16 protein-coding genes and 1 pseudogene are annotated in these 22,129 nt (G+C 65.4%); 7 read left to right on the forward strand and 10 right to left on the reverse strand.

Annotated features, from left to right (window positions below; genetic code table 11):
- Positions 1-120: 120 nt before the first annotated feature.
- Complete coding sequence (locus ACWKWX_RS30285; protein WP_483829656.1) at positions 121-1,854, reverse strand: hypothetical protein; 1,734 nt, start codon at positions 1,852-1,854, stop codon at positions 121-123.
- 580 nt (positions 1,855-2,434) lie between these two features.
- Here ACWKWX_RS30285 and ACWKWX_RS30290 point away from each other — a divergent pair.
- Positions 2,435-3,712, forward strand: a complete 1,278-nt coding sequence (locus tag ACWKWX_RS30290; protein ID WP_416424605.1) for an MFS transporter — start codon at positions 2,435-2,437, stop codon at positions 3,710-3,712.
- A 10-nt stretch (positions 3,713-3,722) separates the two neighbouring features.
- Here the strand turns inward: ACWKWX_RS30290 and ACWKWX_RS30295 are convergent, their stop codons facing one another.
- The 3 genes from ACWKWX_RS30295 to ACWKWX_RS30305 all read right to left on the reverse strand — a co-directional run bounded on the left by ACWKWX_RS30295 (position 3,723) and on the right by ACWKWX_RS30305 (position 7,809).
- A complete protein-coding gene (locus ACWKWX_RS30295) occupies positions 3,723-5,075 on the reverse strand; it encodes a carbohydrate porin (protein ID WP_483829657.1) in 1,353 nt (450 codons plus the stop codon).
- A gap of 326 nt (positions 5,076-5,401) precedes the next feature.
- Positions 5,402-6,742, reverse strand: coding sequence for an OprD family porin (locus tag ACWKWX_RS30300; protein ID WP_416424607.1), 1,341 nt, complete (start codon positions 6,740-6,742; stop codon positions 5,402-5,404).
- A gap of 83 nt (positions 6,743-6,825) precedes the next feature.
- A complete protein-coding gene (locus tag ACWKWX_RS30305; protein WP_483829692.1) occupies positions 6,826-7,809 on the reverse strand; it encodes an ABC transporter substrate-binding protein in 984 nt (327 codons plus the stop codon).
- Between the two features lie 115 nt (positions 7,810-7,924).
- Here ACWKWX_RS30305 and ACWKWX_RS30310 point away from each other — a divergent pair, with 115 nt between their 5' ends.
- Positions 7,925-8,782 (forward strand): hypothetical protein, encoded by an 858-nt coding sequence (locus ACWKWX_RS30310; RefSeq protein WP_483829658.1) that lies wholly within the window; start codon positions 7,925-7,927, stop codon positions 8,780-8,782.
- 96 nt (positions 8,783-8,878) lie between these two features.
- On the opposite strand, the pseudogene ACWKWX_RS30315 reads toward ACWKWX_RS30310, so the two are convergent.
- Together ACWKWX_RS30315 and ACWKWX_RS30320 are read right to left on the reverse strand one after the other, a co-directional pair.
- A pseudogene (locus ACWKWX_RS30315) lies at positions 8,879-9,190 on the reverse strand (Rieske 2Fe-2S domain-containing protein); the annotation flags it as partial.
- Between the two features lie 41 nt (positions 9,191-9,231).
- Entirely contained in the window at positions 9,232-10,350 is a 1,119-nt protein-coding gene (locus tag ACWKWX_RS30320; protein ID WP_483829659.1) for an FAD-dependent monooxygenase, read from the reverse strand.
- A gap of 214 nt (positions 10,351-10,564) precedes the next feature.
- Between ACWKWX_RS30320 and ACWKWX_RS30325 the strand changes: the two genes are divergently transcribed.
- Positions 10,565-11,209 (forward strand): TetR/AcrR family transcriptional regulator, encoded by a 645-nt coding sequence (locus ACWKWX_RS30325; protein WP_483829660.1) that lies wholly within the window; start codon positions 10,565-10,567, stop codon positions 11,207-11,209.
- 133 nt (positions 11,210-11,342) lie between these two features.
- Here ACWKWX_RS30325 and ACWKWX_RS30330 read toward each other — a convergent pair whose 3' ends face one another.
- Entirely contained in the window at positions 11,343-13,748 is a 2,406-nt protein-coding gene (locus ACWKWX_RS30330) for a membrane-bound PQQ-dependent dehydrogenase, glucose/quinate/shikimate family (protein WP_483829661.1), read from the reverse strand.
- Between the two features lie 126 nt (positions 13,749-13,874).
- Between ACWKWX_RS30330 and ACWKWX_RS30335 the strand changes: the two genes are divergently transcribed.
- Together ACWKWX_RS30335 and ACWKWX_RS30340 are read left to right on the forward strand one after the other, a co-directional pair.
- On the forward strand, positions 13,875-14,009 hold the full coding sequence (locus tag ACWKWX_RS30335; protein WP_473002453.1) for a hypothetical protein: 135 nt from the start codon (positions 13,875-13,877) through the stop codon (positions 14,007-14,009).
- 115 nt (positions 14,010-14,124) lie between these two features.
- Positions 14,125-15,126, forward strand: a complete 1,002-nt coding sequence (locus tag ACWKWX_RS30340; protein ID WP_483829662.1) for a LacI family DNA-binding transcriptional regulator — start codon at positions 14,125-14,127, stop codon at positions 15,124-15,126.
- A 10-nt stretch (positions 15,127-15,136) separates the two neighbouring features.
- Here the strand turns inward: ACWKWX_RS30340 and ACWKWX_RS30345 are convergent, their stop codons facing one another.
- The gene (locus tag ACWKWX_RS30345) at positions 15,137-16,636 is read right to left on the reverse strand and encodes a CoA-acylating methylmalonate-semialdehyde dehydrogenase (RefSeq protein WP_416424611.1); all 1,500 of its coding nucleotides are present in this window, start codon (positions 16,634-16,636) and stop codon (positions 15,137-15,139) included.
- A 124-nt stretch (positions 16,637-16,760) separates the two neighbouring features.
- On the opposite strand from ACWKWX_RS30345, the gene ACWKWX_RS30350 reads away from it, so the two are divergent.
- Positions 16,761-17,696 carry a LysR family transcriptional regulator gene (locus tag ACWKWX_RS30350; protein WP_483829663.1) on the forward strand — a complete coding sequence of 312 codons (936 nt, stop codon included), beginning with the start codon at positions 16,761-16,763 and terminating at the stop codon, positions 17,694-17,696.
- Positions 17,697-18,060: 364 nt separating this feature from the next.
- On the opposite strand, the gene ACWKWX_RS30355 is transcribed toward ACWKWX_RS30350, so the two are convergent.
- The gene (locus ACWKWX_RS30355; RefSeq protein ID WP_483829664.1) at positions 18,061-19,221 is read right to left on the reverse strand and encodes an L-talarate/galactarate dehydratase; all 1,161 of its coding nucleotides are present in this window, start codon (positions 19,219-19,221) and stop codon (positions 18,061-18,063) included.
- A 14-nt stretch (positions 19,222-19,235) separates the two neighbouring features.
- Complete coding sequence (locus ACWKWX_RS30360) at positions 19,236-20,600, reverse strand: MFS transporter (protein ID WP_483829665.1); 1,365 nt, start codon at positions 20,598-20,600, stop codon at positions 19,236-19,238.
- 391 nt (positions 20,601-20,991) lie between these two features.
- Here ACWKWX_RS30360 and ACWKWX_RS30365 point away from each other — a divergent pair, with 391 nt between their 5' ends.
- Positions 20,992-22,059: a LacI family DNA-binding transcriptional regulator gene (locus ACWKWX_RS30365; protein ID WP_483829666.1), complete on the forward strand. Its 1,068-nt coding sequence runs from the start codon at positions 20,992-20,994 to the stop codon at positions 22,057-22,059.
- Positions 22,060-22,129: the final 70 nt, after the last annotated feature.

The raw sequence follows: 22,129 nt of genomic DNA on the forward strand, positions 1-22,129 counted from the left end.
AGTCGGCCCGGGCGCTTTACGGGGCATACAATCAAGATCAAAAGCCAGATCAAAAGCCAGATCAAGATCACAAGCCAAATCAACGGCAACAGCAACAGCAACAGCAACAGCAACAGCGCTTTACCAAGGCGCAGGTTCCAGCGGGCCTACGCCCGTCGGCGTGCTAGCGCCTTCACCATTACGAATGAAAGGCAGGTGCCAGAAGTCATTAGGCACCACCGGATCACCCGGCTTGACACCTTCCGGGAAAATAAACTCAAACACCGGCGCCGTGTACTGCCCCGCCACCAACCCATTGGCTACGGTCTGCCGCCCCGCATTCTGCAGGCAGGCGTCCACCGCTGGCTGGGCGAGCGAGGTCGATTGCGGCACGCACAGGGAACGGGCGATGACCCGCAGGTTACGCGTCGGCTGACTCAGCAAACCGGCCGGCGCCTTGGTAGCGCGCAACCGCGCACGTTGGGGCTGGGGGCCAACGTTCTGCGTGGTGATGCCCCCCGACACTCCGAAGCAATTGGCTGCCAACGTGGCCGACGGATCGCATTCCCCGGTCATTTCGAACGGCGTGACCCAGCGGTTCGTCTGCGCCCCCGTATTGCCGTCGACGTCGATCAGATAGATGTCCACCGGTGTCTTGATGTCAGTCGTCAGCGCTTCAAGGAACAAACGGTCCTGGGTCTCCTGGGCCACGCCGCTCACGGCAGTGGCCGCCGGATCCGCGGTGCCGATGCCGAAATCACCGATGGACACGTAGCTGGGCTGGCTGCCCGGCTGGGTGTAGATACCGACATTGGCCTCGATGGTGTGCGCGGAGATGAAATCCGGGCCGCCGTTGTTGGTCGACTTGAACAGGGTGCCGGCGTACGTGATGAAGTCACCTACCTCGAACGGCGCCTGTTGGGTGGGATCTGGGTCGGTGGCGGTGCGGGCTGGGTCACCGAAGCGCTTCATGACGTACTGGCTGCAGTAACGCTGGCTGGCCAACGGCGGCGACAACTCCCCACTGACCGGTGGCGTGACCCCTGCCTGGGCAAAGTTGCGGCAGTTGTTGGTGGTGGTCGGGGTGACCACCCTGGGCCGGTTCTTTTCCGGGCACAGTGCATCGTCCCCGGCAGTGCGCGGCACGCACATGGGGTAACCCGTGGCGGCATGGATGGTGGGGTTGGCGTCATCCACCGAGAAGCGCGGGTCAGGGCTTTGCGGGCGGCCGAATCGCCCGTTGGGGTCGTTGATCTGGATCACCGTGGGTTGCATTGGATTGCCGCTGTCCACTTCGATGTTGCCGGTCGCGTAGTCGATGCGGCTGATGAAGCCGCTGCCAAGCGTAGCGGCCTGCTGGGCGACGGTGATCAGCCCGGCGATACGGCGGGTACCGACCAGGTTACCCACCACATGGATCTCGAAGGATGGATAGCTGCCGGGCTTGTCCAGCGCCAACTGGCCGCCCTGGACAAACTGTGCCCAGGTCAAGGTATTGGCGGGCATCTGCAACACCGTATTGCACGGCACGATCATGAGGTTGCCATTGACCTTGACGGTGCCCCCGAACCGGCCGGGATCGTTGGTATTGGGACAGCCGGTATTGGCGTTGTCCAGGGTCATGGATTGAATGAAGCCGGTGTCAGAAAAGCCGTGGATGGCCGTAGGATCGGCAAACACCGGGTCGGGCAAGGTGGGGGTGGCGAACGGCGCTGTCGCACCCTTGGCCGGTGGCTTGGCGGTACCGCCCTTGGCCAGGGCAGTGCCGGTGCCGGCCACCGCCAGCGTGAAGGCGACTGCCAGGGCGATGAGGGAGGCGCGTGGCGTGTGCGGGTAGAACAGCGGCTGGTTTGAAGCGTATCCGAATAACCTCATGATGGACTCCACAGTCAAATGCATGGCCGGAAACATTCCGGATCACAGGCCCTGACACACAGTGAAAGTGGGCAGCGAAGTTAAACTTCCATGCATAACCAATCAAAACCTTCACCGATGCCACCGTGCTCTTTCAACTTAATCTCGTTAGGCCTGATACCGCCCAAGCAGGTGCCGTGCCGAGGTTATCCCATCAGGCAAAGTTGATATATTTCCCTTGCAGCAACAGCGTTCAACCCTCCCATGCGCCCGCCTGGCAACACCCAACTTTGGGAACTCGCCCTCGTGATCGGGCCCTGTGCCCCTACTCTGAGTACAGAACAACTTCCGAGCAGAAGTTTTATATTAAAAAGCAAAAAGCCCGCCATATAGCGAGCCTTTCTCTTTTACACCTTAAGTTACACAGGCACGTTATGGGACGGCGCCACACCCAAGCGTTGGCTAACGCCCATAAAGCGGCACAGCGCCGGACGGCACTAGCCAAACCGCGGAAAATGCATAAAATCTGCGCGCCGCATTCCCTGGCGGCCCTGTTCCAAGGCCTTTGCGGCGCATTTGCAGGTTCACTTCCGAGGTTTCAATGTCTCCACAATTACTGGCCATGGCGCTGGCGCCCCTGCTCGGGCTGTTCATCGTCAGCATGGGCAATGGCCTGATGTCGTCCATCACCACGCTGCGCCTGGACGCCGCCGGTGCGTCCGCCCTGCAGATCGGCCTGGTGTCGTCGGCCTATTTCATCGGCCTGGCACTGGGCTCGTTCTTCAATGACCGACTGATCCTGCGCATCGGCCACATCCGCGCCTACAGCTGCTTCGCCTCGATGATCGCCGCCACCGTGCTGCTGCAAGGCCTGGGCAACGACACCACGGCCTGGTTCGTGCTGCGCCTGATCAACGGCTGGGCCTGCGTGGGCGTGTACCTGGTGATCGAGAGCTGGCTGCTGCTGGCCTCCGACCCGAAGGCCCGTGGCCGGGTGCTGGCGGTGTACATGATTGCCCTGTACGGCTCGGGCATGTTCGGCCAGGCGGCCATCGGCCTGGTGTCGGGCCTGGGCGACAGCGCGCCGTTCCTGATCACCGGCATGCTGGCATCGCTGTCGGTGATGCCGGTGGTGATGATCCCCCGCGTCACGCCGCTGGTGGAGCGCGTCGAAGCCCTGAGCCCGCGGCAACTGCTGCGCGTGACCCCGACCGGGGTGATGGGTTGCTTTGGCTCGGGGGTTGCCATCGCCGCGGTCTATACCCTGCTGCCGCTGTACCTGCAGCACCGCGGCATGGACCTGAGCCAGGTAGGGCAGATGATGGCCTGCGTGATCCTCGGCGCCATGCTGTTGCAATACCCGGTGGGCCGCTGGTCCGACCGCCAGGACCGCCAGTGGGTGCTGATGGTGCTGTGCGCCGCCTGCCTGGTGCTGTCCCTGGCGATCATGGCGTTGCCGGCGTCCAGCCTGCTGCTGGGCGGGGCGCTGTTCCTGCTGGGCGGGGGAATTTTCGCCATCTACCCGGTGGCGGTCAGCCATTCCGCCGACCGCGCGCCGGCCGGCGCCGTGGTGCCGATGATCCAGGGCCTGCTGCTGATCAACTCGATCGGCTCGGCGCTCAGCCCCATGACCGTCGGGCAGCTGATGGCCAAGATGGGCGACAACGGCCTGTTCTGGGCCTTCGCCCTGCTGAACCTGGTGATGGTGGTGTACTTCGCCTGGCGCCGCACCCGCCGCGCCGCGCCGGAGAGCGCCGCGCCCTTCGCCGCGGCCGCGCAGATGTCGCCCACCGGCGTGGAGCTGCGGGTGACCGAAGACCTGCAAGCGGCCATGGACGAAGCCACCGAGGCCGCCGAGGCAGACGCCCGGGCGGCCTGACGCTACGCGGTCAGAACGTGGACTGCACCTGCAGGCCGGCGACTACGGCGTTCTGCACCTGGCGCACGCCACCGGGGTTGACCACGTACTGCAGGTTGGGCCGCACGTTCAACCACGGCGTCACCTGCACGCCGTAGTTCAGCTCCACGTCGTACTCGGTGTGTTGCAGGGGCACGAAGTCGGCGTCCGCATAGCTTGCGCCGCTGGCCAGGTTGGCCGCCTTGGCGTTGCGCAGGAACTGCTCGCTGGCGTGCAGGCGGGCCACGCCCAGGCCCAGGGTGTCGTTGGGCCGCGCGTCGAACGGGCCTTTGAACACCAGCGCCAGCTTCTGGTAGCTGTCCACCGCCGTGGTGGCGGCGTCGAAGGCGCTGACGTTACCGTACAGCACCAGGCCACGGGCGGCGTCGCCGTTTACCGTGGTCAGCTGCTGCTTGCCGGTCAGCCACCAGCCATGCTGGCTGTCGTCGCGGCGGTAGTCGTCACCGGTCAGCGCGGCCGGCTGGTCGTTGGCGTCCTTGTACAGGTCGCTGGCCTTGGCGGTGCTGTAGTAGTAGCCGACTCGGTACTCGCCGGGCAACTGGCCCAGGGTCGGCGTCCACACCACTTCCACCGGGATCATCGCCCCCGTGGTGCCGGCGCCGTTGAGCTTGAAGCCGTTGCCGTTGTCGCCGTAGGAATCGTTGACGTCGAACACCCCCACCTGGGCGTAGACTTGGTCATTGAGCTTGTACTTGACCCGCGCCGCCCAGGTGCTGACCGGGCCCTGGGTAATGCTGTCGACGTAGTTGCCCGGCTGCGAACCACAGAACGCCAGGTTCTGGAACAGGCAGTCTTCCACGGCGAAGTCGTCGCCGAACGAGAAGCGACCGGCCTTGATGTTCAGGGCGTTGTCGAGGAAGCCCTTGCTGAACCACAGTTCGGCCAGGCGCGTGGTGCTGCCATTGCCGGAAATTTCCTGCACCGCCGACAGGCTGCCGGCGCGCGGGTCGCTGATGCGGTCGTCGTTGAGGCTGCTGCCGTTGGTGTTGGACAGCTGCACCATGAACTGCGCGTCCTGCCAGCCCAGCAGCTTCTGCAGGTCGATGGCCGCGCCCAGGGTGAACTGGTCGGCGTAACGGGTGGCGTGGCTGTGGTTATAGCCGCCGTGCACGTTGCTGGCCGCCTCGCCCAGGTAGGCCATCTGGATGTCGATGCCCTTGTTGAGCAGCGCCGTGCGGGTGCCGCCCCAGTCGCCGGTCATCCATTGCGAGTCGGCGCCGAAGGCCCCGTCGGCGTGGGCGCCGAGGCTCCAGGTGCAGGTGGCGGCAAGGGTGAACAGCAGGGTTGATGGGCGGGCAAGCGAGTGCTTGTTGAATCGAGGCATGCTGGAAATCCGTTCATGATGACGTGTCGTTGCGCACGTTGCGAATGCGAATCTAACTCACCCATGTAGTGTTAGTTAAGCAAACTAAACTAACTTTCATCGTGTGGTAAGCAATTGAATTGCAACCACTTACAGACATCAAAAAGATGTAAAAGAGCCGTCAATGAACCGATAAAAAAATGAAAGATGCGTGATGATCGCGGACGCGTGTACCTCGTCTATCGCGTCGCCTGCATCGCGGCCAAGGCCGGCTCCTACCACGTACGGCGTAGGAGCCGACTTTAGTCGCGATGCAGACGACGCCGTTTCAGGACAGTTGCCGGGACTCAGAACACCTGGATGGGGTAATCCAGCACCAGCCGGAACTCGTTGGCATCGCCGTCCGGATCGCCCGCCGTGGCGCTGTGCCAGGCCTGGCGCACGCGGATGGACAAGTCCCGCGCCGGCCCGGACTGAATCACGTACTTGGCCTCGATGTTGGTTTCATGGTGGCGCTCGTCGGCACCATACATGCCGTAATAGGCGCTGGATGGCGACAGGTGCGTGCCGTCGATGTCGTAGCCATAGACATAGCGCGTCATCAAGGTCAGCCCCGGCAGGCCGAAGGCCGCCATGTTCAGGTCATATTGCAACTTCCAGGACTTTTCCCCCGGGCCATTGAAGTCGGAATATTGCACCGAGTTGGCGATGAAACAGGAATCGCCGGGCTTGTTGTCGTCGCCGGTGCCCACGTAGTCGAATGGTGTATCGCCGTTGACCTTCTGGAAACTCAAGGTCAGGGTGTGGGCGGAGGCGAAAGTGTAGCCGGCGGCGATGGAGAAGGTGTTGTTGTCGATCGTGCCAGCCTTGGCCGCGCCTTGGTCGCGGGTGGAGTAGTAGTTGACATCCAGCGCCAGCGCCTGGCTGTCCGATAGTGCCCGGGTGTAGTTGAGGTTGCCGTAGTACTGGTCCCAGATATCCTGCAGGCGGCCGCCGTACAGCCCCAGGCTCCACGGTGTGTCAGCCAGGGCATAGCGGCCGCCGGCAAAGTCCATGGCGTTAGACGGCCGGTTGGCGTACGCGGCCCACAGGCTGCCGTTGCGGTTGGTCTGGTCCTGGCTGGTGGCCGAGTAGAAATGCCCGGCCTCGAGGTCCAGGTTGGTGATTTCGCTGCTCATCAGCTGGATGCCACTGGCGGTGACGGGCGTCAGGCGGCTGCCGCCCACGGCGAACACCGGGCTGGTGGCGGGCTGCATGTCGCCGATTTTCAGCAGGGTTTTCGACACCCGCAGCTTCAGCGCCGCACCGGCCTTGCCGTAGCTGTCATCAGGCTGCCCGTCGGCGCCCTCGGTGAGGTTGCCCGAGGTGTACCCCGGCACCGCGTATTTGTCCGGCGCCCACAGCTTCAGGCCCAGGTAGCCGAACGCGTCCACCCCTACCCCTACCGTGCCCTGGGTGAACCCTGAGGTGAACACCCCCTGCACGCCTTGGGTCCAGTCGCGGGCGTCGGGGGCGCCATTCTGGTTGTCACGGTTCCAGTAATAGTTGCGCAACAGCAGGTTCAGCGAGCCATCCTCGACAAAACCCTTGGCTGCTGCCTGGTCGCTGACAAACGCCGCACCCATCACCGCGGGGGTGTTTACCAAGCCCATGCCCACGGCCACCATCGTCCACTTGAATAAAGCCATCGCCCACACCTCTGCCTGGCCTGCGGCGCGCCGCAGGCCCAATAATTGATTTGATCCGGTTTGAATGGAGAACGCGGTGACACTCAGGGCTGTTGCGTTGGCAGCGCCCCGATGAAGCGGTTGGTGAAATAGTCATCGGTGGGCAGCGTGGCCTTGACGATGCCTTCGCTGCTGAAGAAATCCACCGCCTGGGCGACCCGCGCAGGCTCGATCTCGCCGAGCTGCTGCTGGTGGCCGTAGACGTACTGGGTGTACAGCGCCAGGATCTGCTCGACTTTGTGCTCCTTGCCCTGGTAGGCCGGCACCGCTGCGGTGAAGGTTTTCGCCGCCTGGGCCGGGTCCTGGAGAATGTCGCGCAGGCCCATCAGGGTGGCGGTGACCATCTTCTGTACCAGCTCGGGGTGGTGGGCGATGGCGTCATCGGAGGCCAGGATCGACTGGGCCATGCCGTCGAACATCTGCGCCTGGGGAATCAGCTGCAGCGTGCGCCCGGCCTCCTCGGCGTTTACCACCCAGTCGGGCGAGCCGGCCATGGCATCGGCCTTGCCTTCGGCCAGCAACTGCCACACCCCCGCCGGCCCCGCAGCCTGGATATTGACCTCTTCCTTGTTGATGCCAGCCTTGCGCAGCGACGCCAGCAAGGCGTAGTACAGCGAGTCGGAATAGGACATCACGGTGACCGTCTTGCCGCGCAGCTGCTCGATGGCGCCGATGTGCTGCCCGGCATCGGTGGCCAGCAGGGTGTAGCCGTGGGTGCCCAGCACCGCCACGTTGCGCACTGGCACGCCGTTGGCGCGCACCACGATCGGCACGTCCCCACTGGCAGCGCCGAACAGGGCGTTGCCGGCGCCTACCTGCTTGGCCACGTCGACGCCGCCCTTGGCGGTCACCCAGTTGACCCGCAGGCCAAGCTGGGCGTAGTAGCCCTTCTGTTGGGCGATGATCCATGGCGCGAAACCGGGCAGGTTCGGCGGCGCGGGCATCAGGAAGGTGACGTCCTGCACCTCGGCCTGGGCCATGGGCAAGAGCACAGGGAATATAAATAACGCAGACAGCCACCAACGCATCAGACGCTTCATGAAGTACACCTTTGGTTGAGGAGGTTGGAGGGTTCCCGGGGACGGCCCGGGAACCTGCGGTCGCTAGCGACGGCTGCCGTGCACGACAAAGAATTTCCGCGCCTTGCATGGCCTGCCCCACCGCCGCTTCATAGGCGGCGCGCACGTGCGGCGGCTGGCCGGCCTGGCCGAAGAAGTCCTTGAGGTATGGCCCCAGCAGCGGGTGCGCGGCCAGCTGCTCGCGGGGCAGGCCCTGAATCAGTTCGTCGCGGCAGGCCGAGGGCAGGAACACGTCGCGGTTCTGCTCGGGGTCGAGGATCAAGCCCTTGGGCACGTGCGTGGGGTCTTCGCGCAGCGCGTCCAGTTCCTCGAAGAAGCGCCGGCGCATCATCACGATGCCCCGGTCGCTCTGGCCCAGGTGTTCGCGAGTGCGGTCGGTGACCTCGCCCTGCCCCACCCACACCACGAAGTCCTGGTTGGCTACGTGGCTGGTGATCCAGCGGCCGGTGACCGGGTCCTTGATGGGCCCGTACCAGGTGGGGATCTTGTCCTGCACGTAGGGTTCCTGCTCGCTGGGCACGCGGCTGAACACCCACAGGATGCTGAGGGTGCGGTAGTCATCGATAGGCACGCGCCATTCGAAGTGGTGGCCCAGGTAAAAGCCGTTGGGCCACAGGGTCACGCGGCCGACGTTCCACATCACGTCGTCCTGGGCTTCGCCCTCGCGCAGGCGGCGGTAGACGAAACCGTGCTCGAATTCGTCGAAGGCCAGTTGCAGGTGGGTGGGCACGTAGTCGACGTCATCGCTCTGCTGGCGCAGGGTCCAGTTGTTGTGGGTCCATTCGAAGTGCACCGGGTCGATGGAGTTTTCCTGGCACTGGAACCAGTTGCACGGGATCTCGGCGCAGACGACCTGGGCAAAGCCGTTCTTGTAGTTGAACAGTTCCCAGTCCGGCAGCTGCGGGGCCGGCGCCGGGCCTAGGTAGGCCCACAGCAGGCCGGCCTTGGCCACCACCGGGTAGGCCTTGATTCTGGTCTTGTTGCGCATGCGCCCGCTGGGGTCGCAGGTGTCCTCGTAGGGCTGGTGCAGACAGCCGCCGCCCTGGTCGAACTGCCAGCCGTGGTAGCTGCAGCGCAGGCCAGTCTGCTCCACGTAGCCGTAGGACATGTCGGCGTTGCGGTGCGGGCAGCGGCGGTCCATCAGGCCGTAGGTGCCGCTCAGGTCCTTGTACAGCACCAGGTCCTCGCCCATCAGGGTCAGGGTCTTGATGGCCTTGTCGTCGAACTCGCTTTCGCCGGCGATGGGTTGCCAGTAGCGGCGCAGGTAGTCGCCCATGGGGGTGCCCGGGCCGACCTGGGTCAGGGTCTTGTTCTTTTCTTCACTGAGCATGGGAATGCCTCATCAGGTGTGTGCAGGGGGGTGGCAGCGGTTCAGCCCAGCGCGACGTTCCAGGCGTCGTAGCCGTAGACCCAGTCGGCGTTGCCGCCGGCCTTGAGCCACTGGTTACCGCGTGAGCCGACCTGGATCTGGCTGGCGCGTTGCAGCCGCGCCTGCTGGTAGGTGTGCAGCGCGCTGGCAAGGTCTGTGTCCGGCAGGCTCAAGGCGCGGGCCAGCACTACCGCATCCTCGATGGCCTGCCCGGCGCCCTGGGCCATGAACGGCATCATCGGGTGGCAGGCGTCGCCCAGCAGCGCCAGGCGGCCCAGGGTCCAGTGCGGTAGCGGGTCGCGCTCATACAGGGCGGTCTTGAGCACTTCGTCGCAGGCGGTGAGCAAGGCCACGGCATCGGGGTGGAAGCCTGCGTAGGCGCGCTGCAGTTCGCTGACGCTGCCGCGGGTGGTCCAGCTTTCCAGGTGCCAGGTGGCCTGGGCGGTGGTGGCGAAGATGAAGATGTCGCGCCCACGGTTCAGCGGGAAGGTGACGATCTGGCTTTCAGGGTTGGGGCCCCACCATTTGGTGAAGGCCTGCAGGTCCGGCACATGTGCCAGCTTGTGCGCGGGCACCACGGCGCGGTAGGCCACCACGCCGGTAAAGCGCGGCTGCTCGGCGCCGAACATCGCGGTGCGCACGGCGGAATGGATGCCGTCGGCGCCAATCACCAGGTCAGCCTGGGCCTGGGTGCCGTCGACGAAGGTCAGGGTCACCCCGGCTGCATCCTGGGCGATGGTTTCGCAGCGCTTGGCGAACTGCACGTGCTCAAGTGGAAAGGCACCGGCCAGGGCGGCCAGCAGGTCGGCGCGGTGGATGGTCAGTTGCGGTGCGCCGTACTGCTGCTCGGCGCTGTCGCCCATGGCCAGGCGCGAGGTTTCCTCGCCGCTGTCCCACAGGCGGCTGATACGGTGACTGGGGCGCGCGGCCGGTTCACGCACGGCGGCGCCTACACCCAGGCCGTCGAGGGCGCGCACGGCATTGGGGGTCAGGTTGATGTCGGCGCCCACGCGCATGAAGGCCTGGGCCTGTTCGTAGACGCTGACGTGGTGGCCGGCGCGCTGCAGGGCTATGGCAGCGCACAGGCCACCGATGCCGGCACCGATGATGGCAATTTTCATGGGTACTGCTCCTTTCTGGTTGACGGGAGCAGCAATGCAGAATGAATGCCATTAATTCCTTTTTTAAGGAATTAATGTAAATGCGTTATTTTTCAATCGATTAACAGGTTCCACGGGCGAAACATCCACCGGTGAAACACGGCATGCACCACCATGCTGCGCGTTGTCACTGCGCTACCCAAAAAGGTGTTCCCACGGGGTATGATTGCCGCCCATGGACACTTCACCTGAAAAGAAACGACGCGGGCGCCCTGCCCACACCGCCGCCATCGGCCGGGAAGGCCTGATCGACGCCACCCTCGAGCTGTTGCGCAGCATCGCCCCCACCGACCTGACGCTGCAGGACATCGCCCGGCAGGTAAAGGTCGACCCGGCGTTGATCCGCTATTACTTCGGCGGCAAGGACGGCCTGCTGCGCGCGGCCACCTTGCACCTGATGGACGTGACCCAGCTGGGCGCCCAGGCGTTGGCCGACGGCCAGGACGTGGAGGCGATGTTGTATGGGCGCATTCGCCTGATCATCGACATTGGCCGGCAGAACCCGCATTTCGTGCAGCTGGTGCTGCGCGAGATCTACCAGGGCGACGACCCCGAGCCCGGCGCGGTGCTGGACCTGATTGCCCAGCGCGGTGTGGCGCTGAGCGCGGCGATCCTTGAGGCCCGGCCGCCTGCGCCGGGCTTGCCGGTTATTGATGCGCGCATGCTGCACGTGGCGCTGGTGGGTGCATGCACCTTCTTCGCCACGGCGCAGCCGTTGTTCGGGGTGCTGTTCACCGGCAGCAGCGATGAAGCGTTGGCCGAGCAGTATTCGCGGTTTCTGACGGGGTTGTTGTTGCGCGGTATCGGCGCAGGCCCGTAGCACTTGTGGGAGCTGGCTTGGCAGCGAGCTGTTGGGGCCATAAAAGCTCGCTGGCAAGCCAGCTCCCACAAGAAGCAAAAAAAGGGAGGCGACCTTGCGGCGCCTCCCTTTTTGTTGCTTGCAACTGTCAGGGTTACTGCCCTTTCACCGCCCCCGGCAACGCGTAGGCAATAATGTAGTCGCCACGGTTGTCGTTAGTGCCGGTACGCGTGGCGCCGCCGACGGTGATTACCACGTACTGCTTGCCGTCACGTGCCACATAGGACATCGGTGCGCCCTGCCCGCCTACGGGCAGGCGGCCGCGCCACAGTTCCTTGCCGCTGTCGTTATCCAGCGCGCGGATGTAGTAGTCCAGGGTGCCGTGGAAGAAGGTCAGGCCGCCCTTGGTCACCAGCGGGCCACCCATGGTCGGCATGCCCAGCGGCATGTTCACGCCCGGCACGATGCCGTGCACCGGTGCGTCCTGGATGCTGCCCATCGGCACTTGCCACTTGGTCTTGCCGGTGGTGAGGTCGATGGCGGTCATGGTGCCGAACGGCGGCTTGAAGCACGGCACGCCCAGGGGCGAGACGAACATCGAGCGCTCGACGCCCCATGGCGTGCCCAGCTGTTCGGAATACTCACCCTCGGTGCTCGGCTTCAGGCCGACGCGGGCGGCTTCTTCACGCTTGATGAAGCGGCCCCACTGCGCCATGCGGATGTCGTTGACGATCAGCGTGCCGGTGGAGGCGTCGATGGCGCCGCCGCCCCAGTTGATGCCACCGTAGTAGCCTGGGTAGATCAGCGTGCGCTGGCCGTCGGTGATCGGCGTGAACTCGCCTTCCCAACGCATTTCCTTGAAGTCGATGCGGCACATCAACTGGTCAAACACGGTGGCGCCCCACATGTCCGACTCTTTCAGGCGCTCGGCGCCTACCGACAGTTGCGAGTACGGCTGGGTGGGCGAGATGTGCATGCCCGGCATGCCATCGGTGGCCACCGCGCGCTCTTCCACCGGGAACACCGGTTTGCCGTCGCGGCGGTCGAGCACGAAGATCTGCCCGCGCTTGGTCATGGCGATGATCACCGGCGTGGTGCTGCCATCCTTGCCCGGCAGATCGTAGAGGATCGGTTGCGCCGACACGTCGTAGTCGAACATGTCGTGGTTGGCGGTGCGGAAGTGCCACTTGTCGACGCCGGTTTTCACGTCGATGGCCACGATGGAATCGTTGTATTCGTCGGAGCCTTCGTGGCGGTTGCCGTTCCAGAAGTCCGGGGTCTGGTTGCCGGTGGGGATGTACACCAGGCCCAGCTTGTCGTCATAGGCGGCGGTGCCCCAGAAGTTCGGCGACTCCTTGGGGTACAGCTCGCCCTCAGGCAGCGGCACGCCACGCTTGGGGTTGCGTGCGTCCCAGGCCCACAGCAGCTCGCCGGTGCGCACGTCGAAGCCACGGGTCACGCCCGAAGGCTCGTCGGTCTTCAGGTTGTCGTTGATCTTGCCGCCCACCACTACCACATCACCGGCCACCAGCGGCGCCGAAGTCAGGTAATAGGAACCGTCGGTGTTGGGGCCGATGCCTTTCAACAGGTCGACCACGCCGTGGTCACCAAAGCTGTCGCACAGCTTGCCGGTGTCGGCGTCCAGCTCCAGCAGGCGCGCGTCGACGGTGGTGGTGACGATGCGGCGGCGGCATTCGGCGGGCTGCGCGGGGGCCGCGGCAGGCGCGATCTGGGCAGCGCTGGCGGTGGCCTTGTCGGCGTCGTAGTAACCTACGCCGCGGCAGCGTTTCCACCCCTTGTTGGACGGGGTTTCCTTGATGTGGGCGTCGAACTTCCACTTCTGCTGGCCGGTGACCGGGTCCAGCGCGAACACGTTGTTCAGCGGCGAGCACAGGTACACGGTGTCGTCGACCTTCAGCGGCGTACCCTGGTACTCGGCGCCGTTGATGGCCATGTCGCCGGTGTGGAAGGTCCAGGCCACCTGCAGGTCCTTGACGTTGGCCTTGTTGATCTGCTCGAACGGGGCAAAGCGCTCGCCATGGGTGTTGCGCCCGTAGGCGGTCCAGTCATTGCCGTCGGCCTTGCCGGCGTCCGGGGCGATGACCTTGGCGGTGGCGCCAGGCTCGGCCACCACGGTGGGGTGCGGCTGGAACATGCCGTAGGCGATACCGGCGACGCTGGCGAACAGTGCCAGGCAGATGCCAGTGCGCGGGCCAGCGGTGAGCAGGCGGCGGTTGCCGTCCAGCAGTGGCACCAGCAGGGTAACCACCAGGGCGATGACGATGAAGGTCATCAGCCGCGGCACCAACTGCCAGAAGTCGAAGCCCACTTCCCACAGCGACCACACCAGGGTCACGGCCAGCAACGCCAGGCCCAGCCAGGCGGCCACCACCTTGCGGCGTACCAGTGCCACGCCGCACGCCACCATCAGCGCACCCGCCAGCAGGTAGTACCAACTGCCGCCCAGGGACGCCAGCTTGCCGCCGCCTGCCAACACCGCCAGCCCCAGCATCGCCAGTATCAGGCCGATGGCGATGGGCACGATTTGTCTCGCTCGCATAAATATTCCCGTTTCGAGGTTCAAGAGGCGCAGACGCGCCCACGGCGCCTGCGGACAACCCCGCCGCACCCTTGAAGAATTGATTTTCCCGAAGGCCCTGAACCAAGCAACTCAAGGCCGAAATTTATGGAAGCGCTTCCATTTTTGTTGCAAAAAAATCAGCTCGCCGGCGATAACCACATGAAAAATATGGCTGTTTGCCAGCTGCTGAATGGCGGCGAGTCTATGGGCGGGCATTCACTGCGTCAATACGCCACATGACAAAAGAGAACAATTATCATCATTCATGAATCCTGCTTCGCCCTGCCCTGGCATCCGCAGAGCCCGTGGAAATAGGTATCATGCCCGCGACAATGACCGTGAAGCCCCCTGCCCCATGAGTAAGAATTTCGTCACCCTGGACGACGTCGCCGCCGCTGCCGGCCTGAGCCGCGCGCAAGTGTCCCGGGCCCTGAGCGGCGGCCAGGGCGTGCGCGCCGAAACCCGCAAGCACGTCGACGCCATCGCCGCCCAGCTCAACTACCAGCCTAACCTGGCGGCGCGCAGCCTGGCCTCGGCGCGCTCCTCCATCGTCGGCCTGGTGATTGGCGACCTGAAGAATCCCTTCCACATCCAGCTGGCCGAAGCCGTGGACCGCGAATTGACCGACGCCGGTTTTGACCCGGTGACGTCCCTGCGCGCCGCCGAAAACCCCAACGTCATCGCCGACCGCCTGCTGCGCCTGCGCGCCACCGGCGTGGTGATGATCGGCACGCACCACACCACCAGGGCCATCGCCGACATTGCCGAGCAGATGCCCTGCGTGTACATCGGCAGCAAGCGCATCAACCACCCCCGCGTCACCGCCATTGCCGTGGACGACGAGTCCGGCGTGCGCCAGGCCATGGCGCACCTGTTGGCGCTGGGGCACCGGCGTATCGTCAACCTGGGCGGCAGCAGCATCGAAGCCTCGGCGCGCCAGCGCACCAAGGTCTACAGCGAAGTAATGGAAGCTGCCGGGCTGCTGCCGGTGTCGTTTCCCGGCTTCCATGACGCCGCCTCCGGGCGACGCGGCGTGGACCTGGCGTTCGCCGACGGCCAGCGGCCCACGGCTATTTTCGCCTCCAACGACTGCATCGCCCTGGGCGCCATCGACCGCCTGAAAAGCATGGGGCTGTCGGTGCCGGAGGACGTGTCGGTAATCGGTTTCGATGATATTCCCGATGCCGGGACAGAGGTGTTCTCGCTGTCCACCATCCGCCAGGACTGCGACCAGCAGGCCAAGGCCTCGGTGGCGGCGCTGAAAGCCATCCTGGAAGGCGGAAAGGGGGTGGTGCGCCAACGCATCATGCCGGTGACCATGGTGGTGCGCAGGTCCACCACGACCCCGGCCGCTTGACGCTAGTGGCTCATTTGGAGACGGGCATGGCGAACTCGGCGCCCTGCTCGATGCTCTCCGACCAGCGCTGCATGATCGACTTCTGCTTGGTGTAGAACCGCACGCCTTCGGTGCCGTAGGCGTGCATGTCGCCGAACAGGCTCTTCTTCCAGCCACCGAAGCCGTGCCAGGCCATGGGCACCGGGATGGGCACGTTGATGCCGACCATGCCCACCTCGATGCGCCGGGCGAACTCGCGGGCGATGTTGCCGTCACGGGTGAAGCAGCTGACGCCGTTGCCGAACTCGTGGGCGTTGACCAGTTGCAGCGCTTCGGCGAAATCGCGCACGCGCACGCAGGCCAGCACCGGGCCGAAGATTTCCTCGCGGTAGATGCTCATTTCCGGGGTCACATGGTCGAACAGCGTGGCGCCCAACCAGAAGCCGTTTTCCAGCCCCGACTCGCCAGGCCTGTAGTCGCGGCCATCGAGCAACAGCTGTGCGCCCGCCTCCACGCCCTGGCCGATGTAGCCCTTGATGCGCTCCAGCGCGGCGCGGGAGACGATGGGGCCCATCTCGGCCTTGAGGTCGCGGCCGTCGGTGATGCGCAGTTCACGGGCACGCTGGGTCAGGGCGGCGACCACCTTGTCACCCACGTCACCCACCAGCACTGCCACGGAAATGGCCATGCAGCGCTCGCCGGCACTGCCGTAGGCGGCGCCCATCAGCGCGTCGACCGTGCGGTCTATATCGGCGTCAGGCATCACCACCATGTGGTTCTTGGCCCCGCCCAGGCCCTGCACACGCTTGCCGTGGCGGGCGCCGGTCTCGTAGATGTACTGGGCGATGGGCGTCGAGCCGACGAAGCTGATGGCGCGCACGTCGGGGTTTTCCAGCAGCGCGTCGACCGCTTCCTTGTCGCCCTGCACCACGTTGAACACGCCCTTGGGCAGGCCGGCTTCGCGCAGCAGCTCGGCCATGAACAACGAGGCGCTCGGGTCGGTGGGGCTGGGTTTGAGGATGAAGGTGTTGCCGGCGGCGATGGCGATCGGGTACATCCACATGGGCACCATCACCGGGAAGTTGAACGGCGTGATGCCGGCCACCACGCCCAGGGCCTGGCGCATGGTCCAGTTGTCCATGCCGCGCGAGACCTGGTCGGAGTGCTCGCCCTTGAGCAGGTGTGGGATGCCGCAGGCAAACTCGAGGATGTCGATGCCGCGGTCCACTTCGCCCTGGGCGTCGGTAAACACCTTGCCGTGCTCGGCGACGATGATGTGCGCCAGTTCGTCCTTGCGCTCGCGCAGCAAGTGCAGGTACTGGAACAGCACGCGGGCGCGACGGATGGGTGCGGTCTCGCTCCAGTCGCTGAAGGCGGCCTGGGCGGCGGCGACGGCTTCGTCGACGGTCTGCCGGCTGGCCAGCGCCACGCGGCCGGTGACGGCGCCGGTGGCCGGGTTGTAGACGTCCTGGTAGCGGTCATCGCGCGACACGCGCTGGTCGTTGATGTAGTGCTCGATGGTGGTGGTCATGGCAGTTGATCCTGGGTGAGGGACAAGGCTGGCAGCCCGCGTTGAACACACCTTAGGCTTTCACTTTGTTCCAGACCAGAGCAGAATCCAGAACTGATTGTCCACGCAGGCGAACAATACCCCCATGGAAAAGTCCGAGATCGAAGGCTTGTGGACGCACATCCACTGGCTGTCGGTGCTGGAGGAACACGGCACCTACACCGCCGCCGCAGCGCGCCTGGGCGTGAGCAAATCGGCGGTGAGCCAGCGCATCAGCGACCTGGAAAAGGCCACCGGCACCCGCCTGGTCACCCGCACCACGCGCAGCGTGCGCCTGACCGACGCCGGCCAGTCGCTGACCCGCGAGGTGCGCAGCGCCTACGAACACATTGCCCGCAGTTTTTCCTCGGTGCGTGATTCAGCCGGCGAGATCCGCGGCCTGGTGCGCCTGACCGCGCCGGTGGCGTTCGCCCGCCAGCAGTTGGTGCCGCACCTGTCGGGGTTCCTGCGCCAGTACCCGCAGGTGCGCATCCAGCTGGACGTATCCGACGCCCTGAGTTCGCTGGCTGCCGAGGGTTACGACCTAGCCGTGCGCCACGGCTTCCAGGTGCCCGAAACCCATGTGGCGTGGAAGCTGTGCGACACCCATTCGGTGCTGGTGGCCACCCGCGATTACCTGCAACGCGAGGGCCAGCCCCATGACCCGGCGGCGCTGGCCGGGCACAACTGCCTGTACTACCCGCGCGGGGCCGACCAGCCGGCCTGGACCTTCGAACACGCCAGGGGCGGCGAGCGCGTCACCGTGCCGATCGCCGGCAGCTTCGCCACCAACAACAGCGAAGCCCTGCGCGACGCCGCCCTGAACCACCTGGGCATCGCCCTGCTGCCGGACTTCAGCGCCCAGGCGGCGCTGAATGCAGGTACCCTGGTACACGTGCTCAAGGACTGGACGCTGAAAGGTGCCTTCGCCGACGAGATCTACCTGATACGCCCTTATTCGCCCCATGTGCCGAAGTCGGTGACGGCGTTGGTGGCGTACCTCAAGGCGCGGCTGGCGGGCGGGTTCACCGCCAGGGCGTAGCAGCGGCGGGGCGGCCATCCGCCGTGGGCCGCGTCATGCGGGGTGCCTGATGCACTGCGGTCGCAAGACGCAGCCTGCGGCAGCTGCTACGCGGGTTCGGTGTAGCCCTTCTTCAGTGCACACCGGAGCCTGTAGCAGCGGCCGCAGGCCGCGTCCGAACACACCGCATATCCCCCGGCACGCAGCCTGGCGGCAGCTACGCGAATGCGTATACCCCTTAGATCGCGTCGACTGCATCGCGGCCAAGGCCGGCTCCTACCACGAACGGTGTAGGAGCCGACTTTAGTCGCGATGCAGGCAACGCAGTTTCAAGACCTGAGAACGCGTCACAGACGCCACGCTTCGAGAGGCACGGCGCAGGCAATCAAGGCCGACTGCCGACCTCCACCTGCTGGGCGGTCCAGGCTTTGACCTGCTCGCTCAGGCTCAGCCCCAGGCCGGGGCGCTTGGGCACCAGCATGCGGCCGTCGCGGGTTTCCAGGCGTTCGTTGAACAGCGGCTCCAGCCACTCGAAGTGCTCCACCCAAGGCTCGGTCGGGTAAGCAGCGGCCAGGTGCACGTGCAGCTCCATGGCGAAATGCGGCGCCAGCATCAGCCCGGCCTGCTCGGCCATGGCCGCCACCTTCAGGTAGGGGGTGATGCCGCCCACGCGCGGCGCGTCGGGCATCAGGAAGTCGGCGCCGCGCAGCTTGATGAACTCGGCGTGCTCGGCAACGCTGGTGAGCATCTCGCCGGTGGCGATGGGGGTGTCGAACTGTTGCGCCAGGGCAGCGTGGCCTTCGGCGTCGTAGCAGTCCAGCGGTTCCTCGATCCAGATCAGGTTGTACTGCTCGAACTGCCGGCACATGCGCTGGGCGGTGGGCCGGTCCCACTGCTGGTTGGCGTCGACCATCAGCGGGAATTTGTCGCCCAGGTGGCGGCGCACGGTGCTGACGCGTTCGATGTCGATGGCGCAGTCCGGCTGGCCGACCTTGAGCTTGATGCCGCCGATGCCCTTTTCGCGCGACAGGTCGGTGTTCTTCAGCAACTGGTCTAGCGGCGTGTGCAGGAAGCCGCCGGAGGTGTTGTAGCAGCGCACGCTGTCGCGCTGGGCACCCAGCAGGCGCGCCAGCGACAGGTTGGCGCGCTTGGCCTTGAGGTCCCACAGGGCCACGTCGAAGGCGCCGATGGCCTGGGTGGACAGGCCGCTGCGGCCCACCGAGGCACCGGCCCAGCACAGCTTGGTCCACAGCTTGGCGATGTCACTGGGGTTTTCGCCGAGCAGCGCCGGGGCGATCTCCTGGGCGTGGGCGAACTGCCCCGGGCCCCCTGCCCGCTTCGAATAGCTGAAACCCAGGCCACGGTGGCCATCCCTGGTCTCGATCTCGGCGAACAGCATGGCGATCTCGGTCATCGGCTTCTGCCGCCCGGTGAGCACCTTGGCGTCACTGATGGGGTTGGCCAGCGGCAGGAACACCGAGGACACGCGCACCCAGGCAATAGCGTCGTCGTCACCGGTGGGCAAAGCTTGTTGTTGTGTGAGCATGAGCGCTCTCCTTGTTAACGGGACAGGGAAGAATCGGGGGTGGCCGCAGGCGTGGCCCGGGGCTGCGGTTCGGCGAAGTCATCGAGGTCCAGGCGCTTGAGCGGCCCGACGATGAACAGGTAGGCGAAGGCGCCCAGCAGGCCCAGGGCGGCCACGTACATCAGCGCCACATCGAAGGAGCCCAGCTGGTTGATCATCACGCCGATGGCGATGGGCGTGACGATGCTGGCCAGGTTGCCGCAGAAGTTGAACATGGCGCCGCTGATGCCCATGGCTCGCGCTGGTGACACGTCGCCGACGATGCACCAGCCCAGGTTGCCGACGCCCTTGGCGAAGAACGCCAGGGACATCACCGCGATCACCACGGTGAGCGAGGCGCTGTAGTTGGCGACGACGATGCTGCTGGACAGCAGCAGGCCGCAGATGATCGGGGTCTTGCGCGCGGCGGTGAGGCTGAAGCCCTTGCGCAGCATCCAGTCCGACCACACGCCCCCCACTACCCCGCCCAGGCAGCCGGCGACGGGCGGGATGGCCGCTACCAGGCCGACCTTGAGCAGGGTCATGCCCTTGGCTTCGATCAGGTAGGTGGGGAACCAGGTCAGGAAGAACCAGGTGATGGAGGTGAGGCAGAACTGGCCCAGGTAGATGCCGACCATCATGCGGTTGGCGCCGATGGCCTTGACGCGCTGCCAGCTGAACGGGGTCTTCACGTCGCCGATGGTGGGCAGGCCGCCACCGGCCTCGATGTAGTCGATCTCGGCCTGGTTGACGCGGTGGTCCTTGCGCGGCTCGCGCACCAGGCGGAACCAGGCCAGGCCAATGGCGATGCCGGCAAGGCCGGTGACCCAGAACACATGCTGCCAGCCCCAGGTGCTGACCAGCCACACCATCAGCGGCGTGAACGCCGCCAGGGCGAAATACTGCGCCGACTGGAACACCGCCGTGGCCAGGCCACGCTCCTGGCGCGGGAACCACATCACCGTCAGGCGGTTGTTGGCCGGGAACGCCGGGGCCTCGGCCACGCCCATCAAGAAGCGCAGGCCGAACAGCACCAGGAACGCCGAGGCGAAGTAGTCGACGTAGCCCTGCAGGAAGGTCAGCGTCGACCACAGGATCAGGCTGGCGCCCAGCACCACCCGCGAGCCATAGCGGTCGAGGATCACCCCGCCCGGCAGCTGCATGGCGGTGTAGGCCCACCCGAAGGCGGAAAAGGCGATGCCCATGGTCATGGCGTCGAAGCCCAGGTCGCCGCGCATGCTCGGGGCGGCGATGGACAGCGTGGCGCGGTCGACGTAGTTGAACACCGTGACGATGAAAATCAGCGTCAGGATCAGGTAGCGGACGCGGGTCCTGGCGACGGGGGGCGTGGCTGGGTTCACTTGTTATTTTCCTTGTTGTGAGTGGTGCGGTGGCTCGGTGCAAGCTCCTTTGATACGAAAATGATTGCGCAATCATCAGCACTTATAAAATACACTGATTGCGCAATCATGCAACGGCTATCCGTCAGGCACAGGTACGTTGCAACCAACGTAGGAGCCGACCTTGGTCGCGATCAACAAACGCCGATCTGTAGCCGCTGCCGTCAGGCTGCGCTGGCCGGTGTGAACCCTGCAAGTCTTCAGCGCGGCATAGGGCCAGCGCAGCCTGCGGCAGCGGCTACGCGGTGCCTATGGCCGCCCCAGCCCTACAAGCCATGGCCGTTATGCAGGCGACATCAAAGGTGTGTGGGTTAAGATATCTCCCCCTCCCCACCGTAGACCCGCCCCCCTGATGGCCAAGAAGTCGAACAAGGACCTTTCACTTTCCGCCAGCGGCGCCGCCGGCGTGCCCGGCTACACGTTGATCGACGTGGCACGCGTGGCCGGGGTCTCGCCCATTACCGTGTCGCGCGCCCTGCACCGCCCCGAGCTGGTCAGCGAGCGCACCCGCGACAAGGTGCGCGAGGCCGCGCGGGCCATGGGCTACGTGCCGAACATGCTGGCTGGCGGGCTGGCCACCAACAAAAGCCGGCTGGTGGCGATTTTCCTGCCCACCATTGCCAACTCGATCTTCTCCGACACCGTGCAGGCGGTGATGGACCGCCTCACCGCCGCCGGTTATCAGACCCTGATCGGCCTCACCGGCTACAGCGCCGAGCAGGAAGAAGCGCTGCTGGAAGCCGTGCTGGGCCGGCGCCCCGACGGCATCGTGCTGACCGGCACCCTGCACACCGAGGCCAGCCGCCAGCGCCTGGCCTCGGCGCGCATTCCGGTGGTGGAAGCCTGGGATTTGAGCGAGGCGCCCATCGACATGCTGGTGGGTTTTTCCCACGAACAGGTGGGCGTGGGTATTGCCCGCAACCTGCTGGGCAAAGGCTACCGGCGCTTCGCCGTGGTGACCCTGGACGACCCGCGTGGGCTGCGCCGCGTGGCCAGCCTGAAAGCCGAGCTGCAGGCCCACGGCATCACCGACACCCCCACCGAAATACTCCCCGCCCCCGCCACCCTGGCGTCCGGCCGCCTGGGCCTGCAGGGCCTGCTGGACAAGGGCCATGGCCCGCAGGTGGTGGTGTGCAGCTCGGACACCATTGCCCAGGGCGTGCTGGCGGAAGCGGCCTGCCGCGGCCTTCGCGTGCCGGAAGACCTGGCGGTGATGGGCTTCGGCGACCTGAGCAGCGCCGCCCACGTGCACCCGCCGCTGTCCACCGTACAGGTGAACGGCGCGTTGATCGGCCAACAGGTGGCCGAGGCGTTGCTGGCACGGTTGCGCGCCACACCAGGCACCGAGGCGGCGGCGCCGGTGTGCATTGATACGGGGTTCAGCATCATTGATCGGCAGAGCACGCGCAATATCGGCTAGCCGCCATTTGCGTCTAAGCATAATGCTATTGGGTATTTGGTATATACCAAATACCCAATTATAAAGGGCC

It is taken from the genome of Pseudomonas imperatae (assembly GCF_057128625.1).

What these genes read in the sequence shown, in the direction of transcription:
- ACWKWX_RS30325 (WP_483829660.1), top strand. Translation starts at nt 10,565, where the DNA reads ATGGACACTTCACCTGAAAAGAAACGACGCGGGCGCCCTGCCCACACC.
- ACWKWX_RS30335 (WP_473002453.1), top strand. Translation starts at nt 13,875, where the DNA reads ATGGAAGCGCTTCCATTTTTGTTGCAAAAAAATCAGCTCGCCGGCGAT.
- ACWKWX_RS30345 (WP_416424611.1), bottom strand. Translation starts at nt 16,636, where the DNA reads ATGACCACCACCATCGAGCACTACATCAACGACCAGCGCGTGTCGCGC.
- ACWKWX_RS30330 (WP_483829661.1), bottom strand. Translation starts at nt 13,748, where the DNA reads ATGCGAGCGAGACAAATCGTGCCCATCGCCATCGGCCTGATACTGGCG.
- ACWKWX_RS30295 (WP_483829657.1), bottom strand. Translation starts at nt 5,075, where the DNA reads ATGCCTCGATTCAACAAGCACTCGCTTGCCCGCCCATCAACCCTGCTG.
- ACWKWX_RS30285 (WP_483829656.1), bottom strand. Translation starts at nt 1,854, where the DNA reads ATGAGGTTATTCGGATACGCTTCAAACCAGCCGCTGTTCTACCCGCAC.
- ACWKWX_RS30305 (WP_483829692.1), bottom strand. Translation starts at nt 7,809, where the DNA reads ATGCGTTGGTGGCTGTCTGCGTTATTTATATTCCCTGTGCTCTTGCCC.
- ACWKWX_RS30355 (WP_483829664.1), bottom strand. Translation starts at nt 19,221, where the DNA reads ATGCTCACACAACAACAAGCTTTGCCCACCGGTGACGACGACGCTATT.
- ACWKWX_RS30340 (WP_483829662.1), top strand. Translation starts at nt 14,125, where the DNA reads ATGAGTAAGAATTTCGTCACCCTGGACGACGTCGCCGCCGCTGCCGGC.
- ACWKWX_RS30300 (WP_416424607.1), bottom strand. Translation starts at nt 6,742, where the DNA reads ATGGCTTTATTCAAGTGGACGATGGTGGCCGTGGGCATGGGCTTGGTA.
- ACWKWX_RS30350 (WP_483829663.1), top strand. Translation starts at nt 16,761, where the DNA reads ATGGAAAAGTCCGAGATCGAAGGCTTGTGGACGCACATCCACTGGCTG.
- ACWKWX_RS30365 (WP_483829666.1), top strand. Translation starts at nt 20,992, where the DNA reads ATGGCCAAGAAGTCGAACAAGGACCTTTCACTTTCCGCCAGCGGCGCC.
- ACWKWX_RS30320 (WP_483829659.1), bottom strand. Translation starts at nt 10,350, where the DNA reads ATGAAAATTGCCATCATCGGTGCCGGCATCGGTGGCCTGTGCGCTGCC.
- ACWKWX_RS30290 (WP_416424605.1), top strand. Translation starts at nt 2,435, where the DNA reads ATGTCTCCACAATTACTGGCCATGGCGCTGGCGCCCCTGCTCGGGCTG.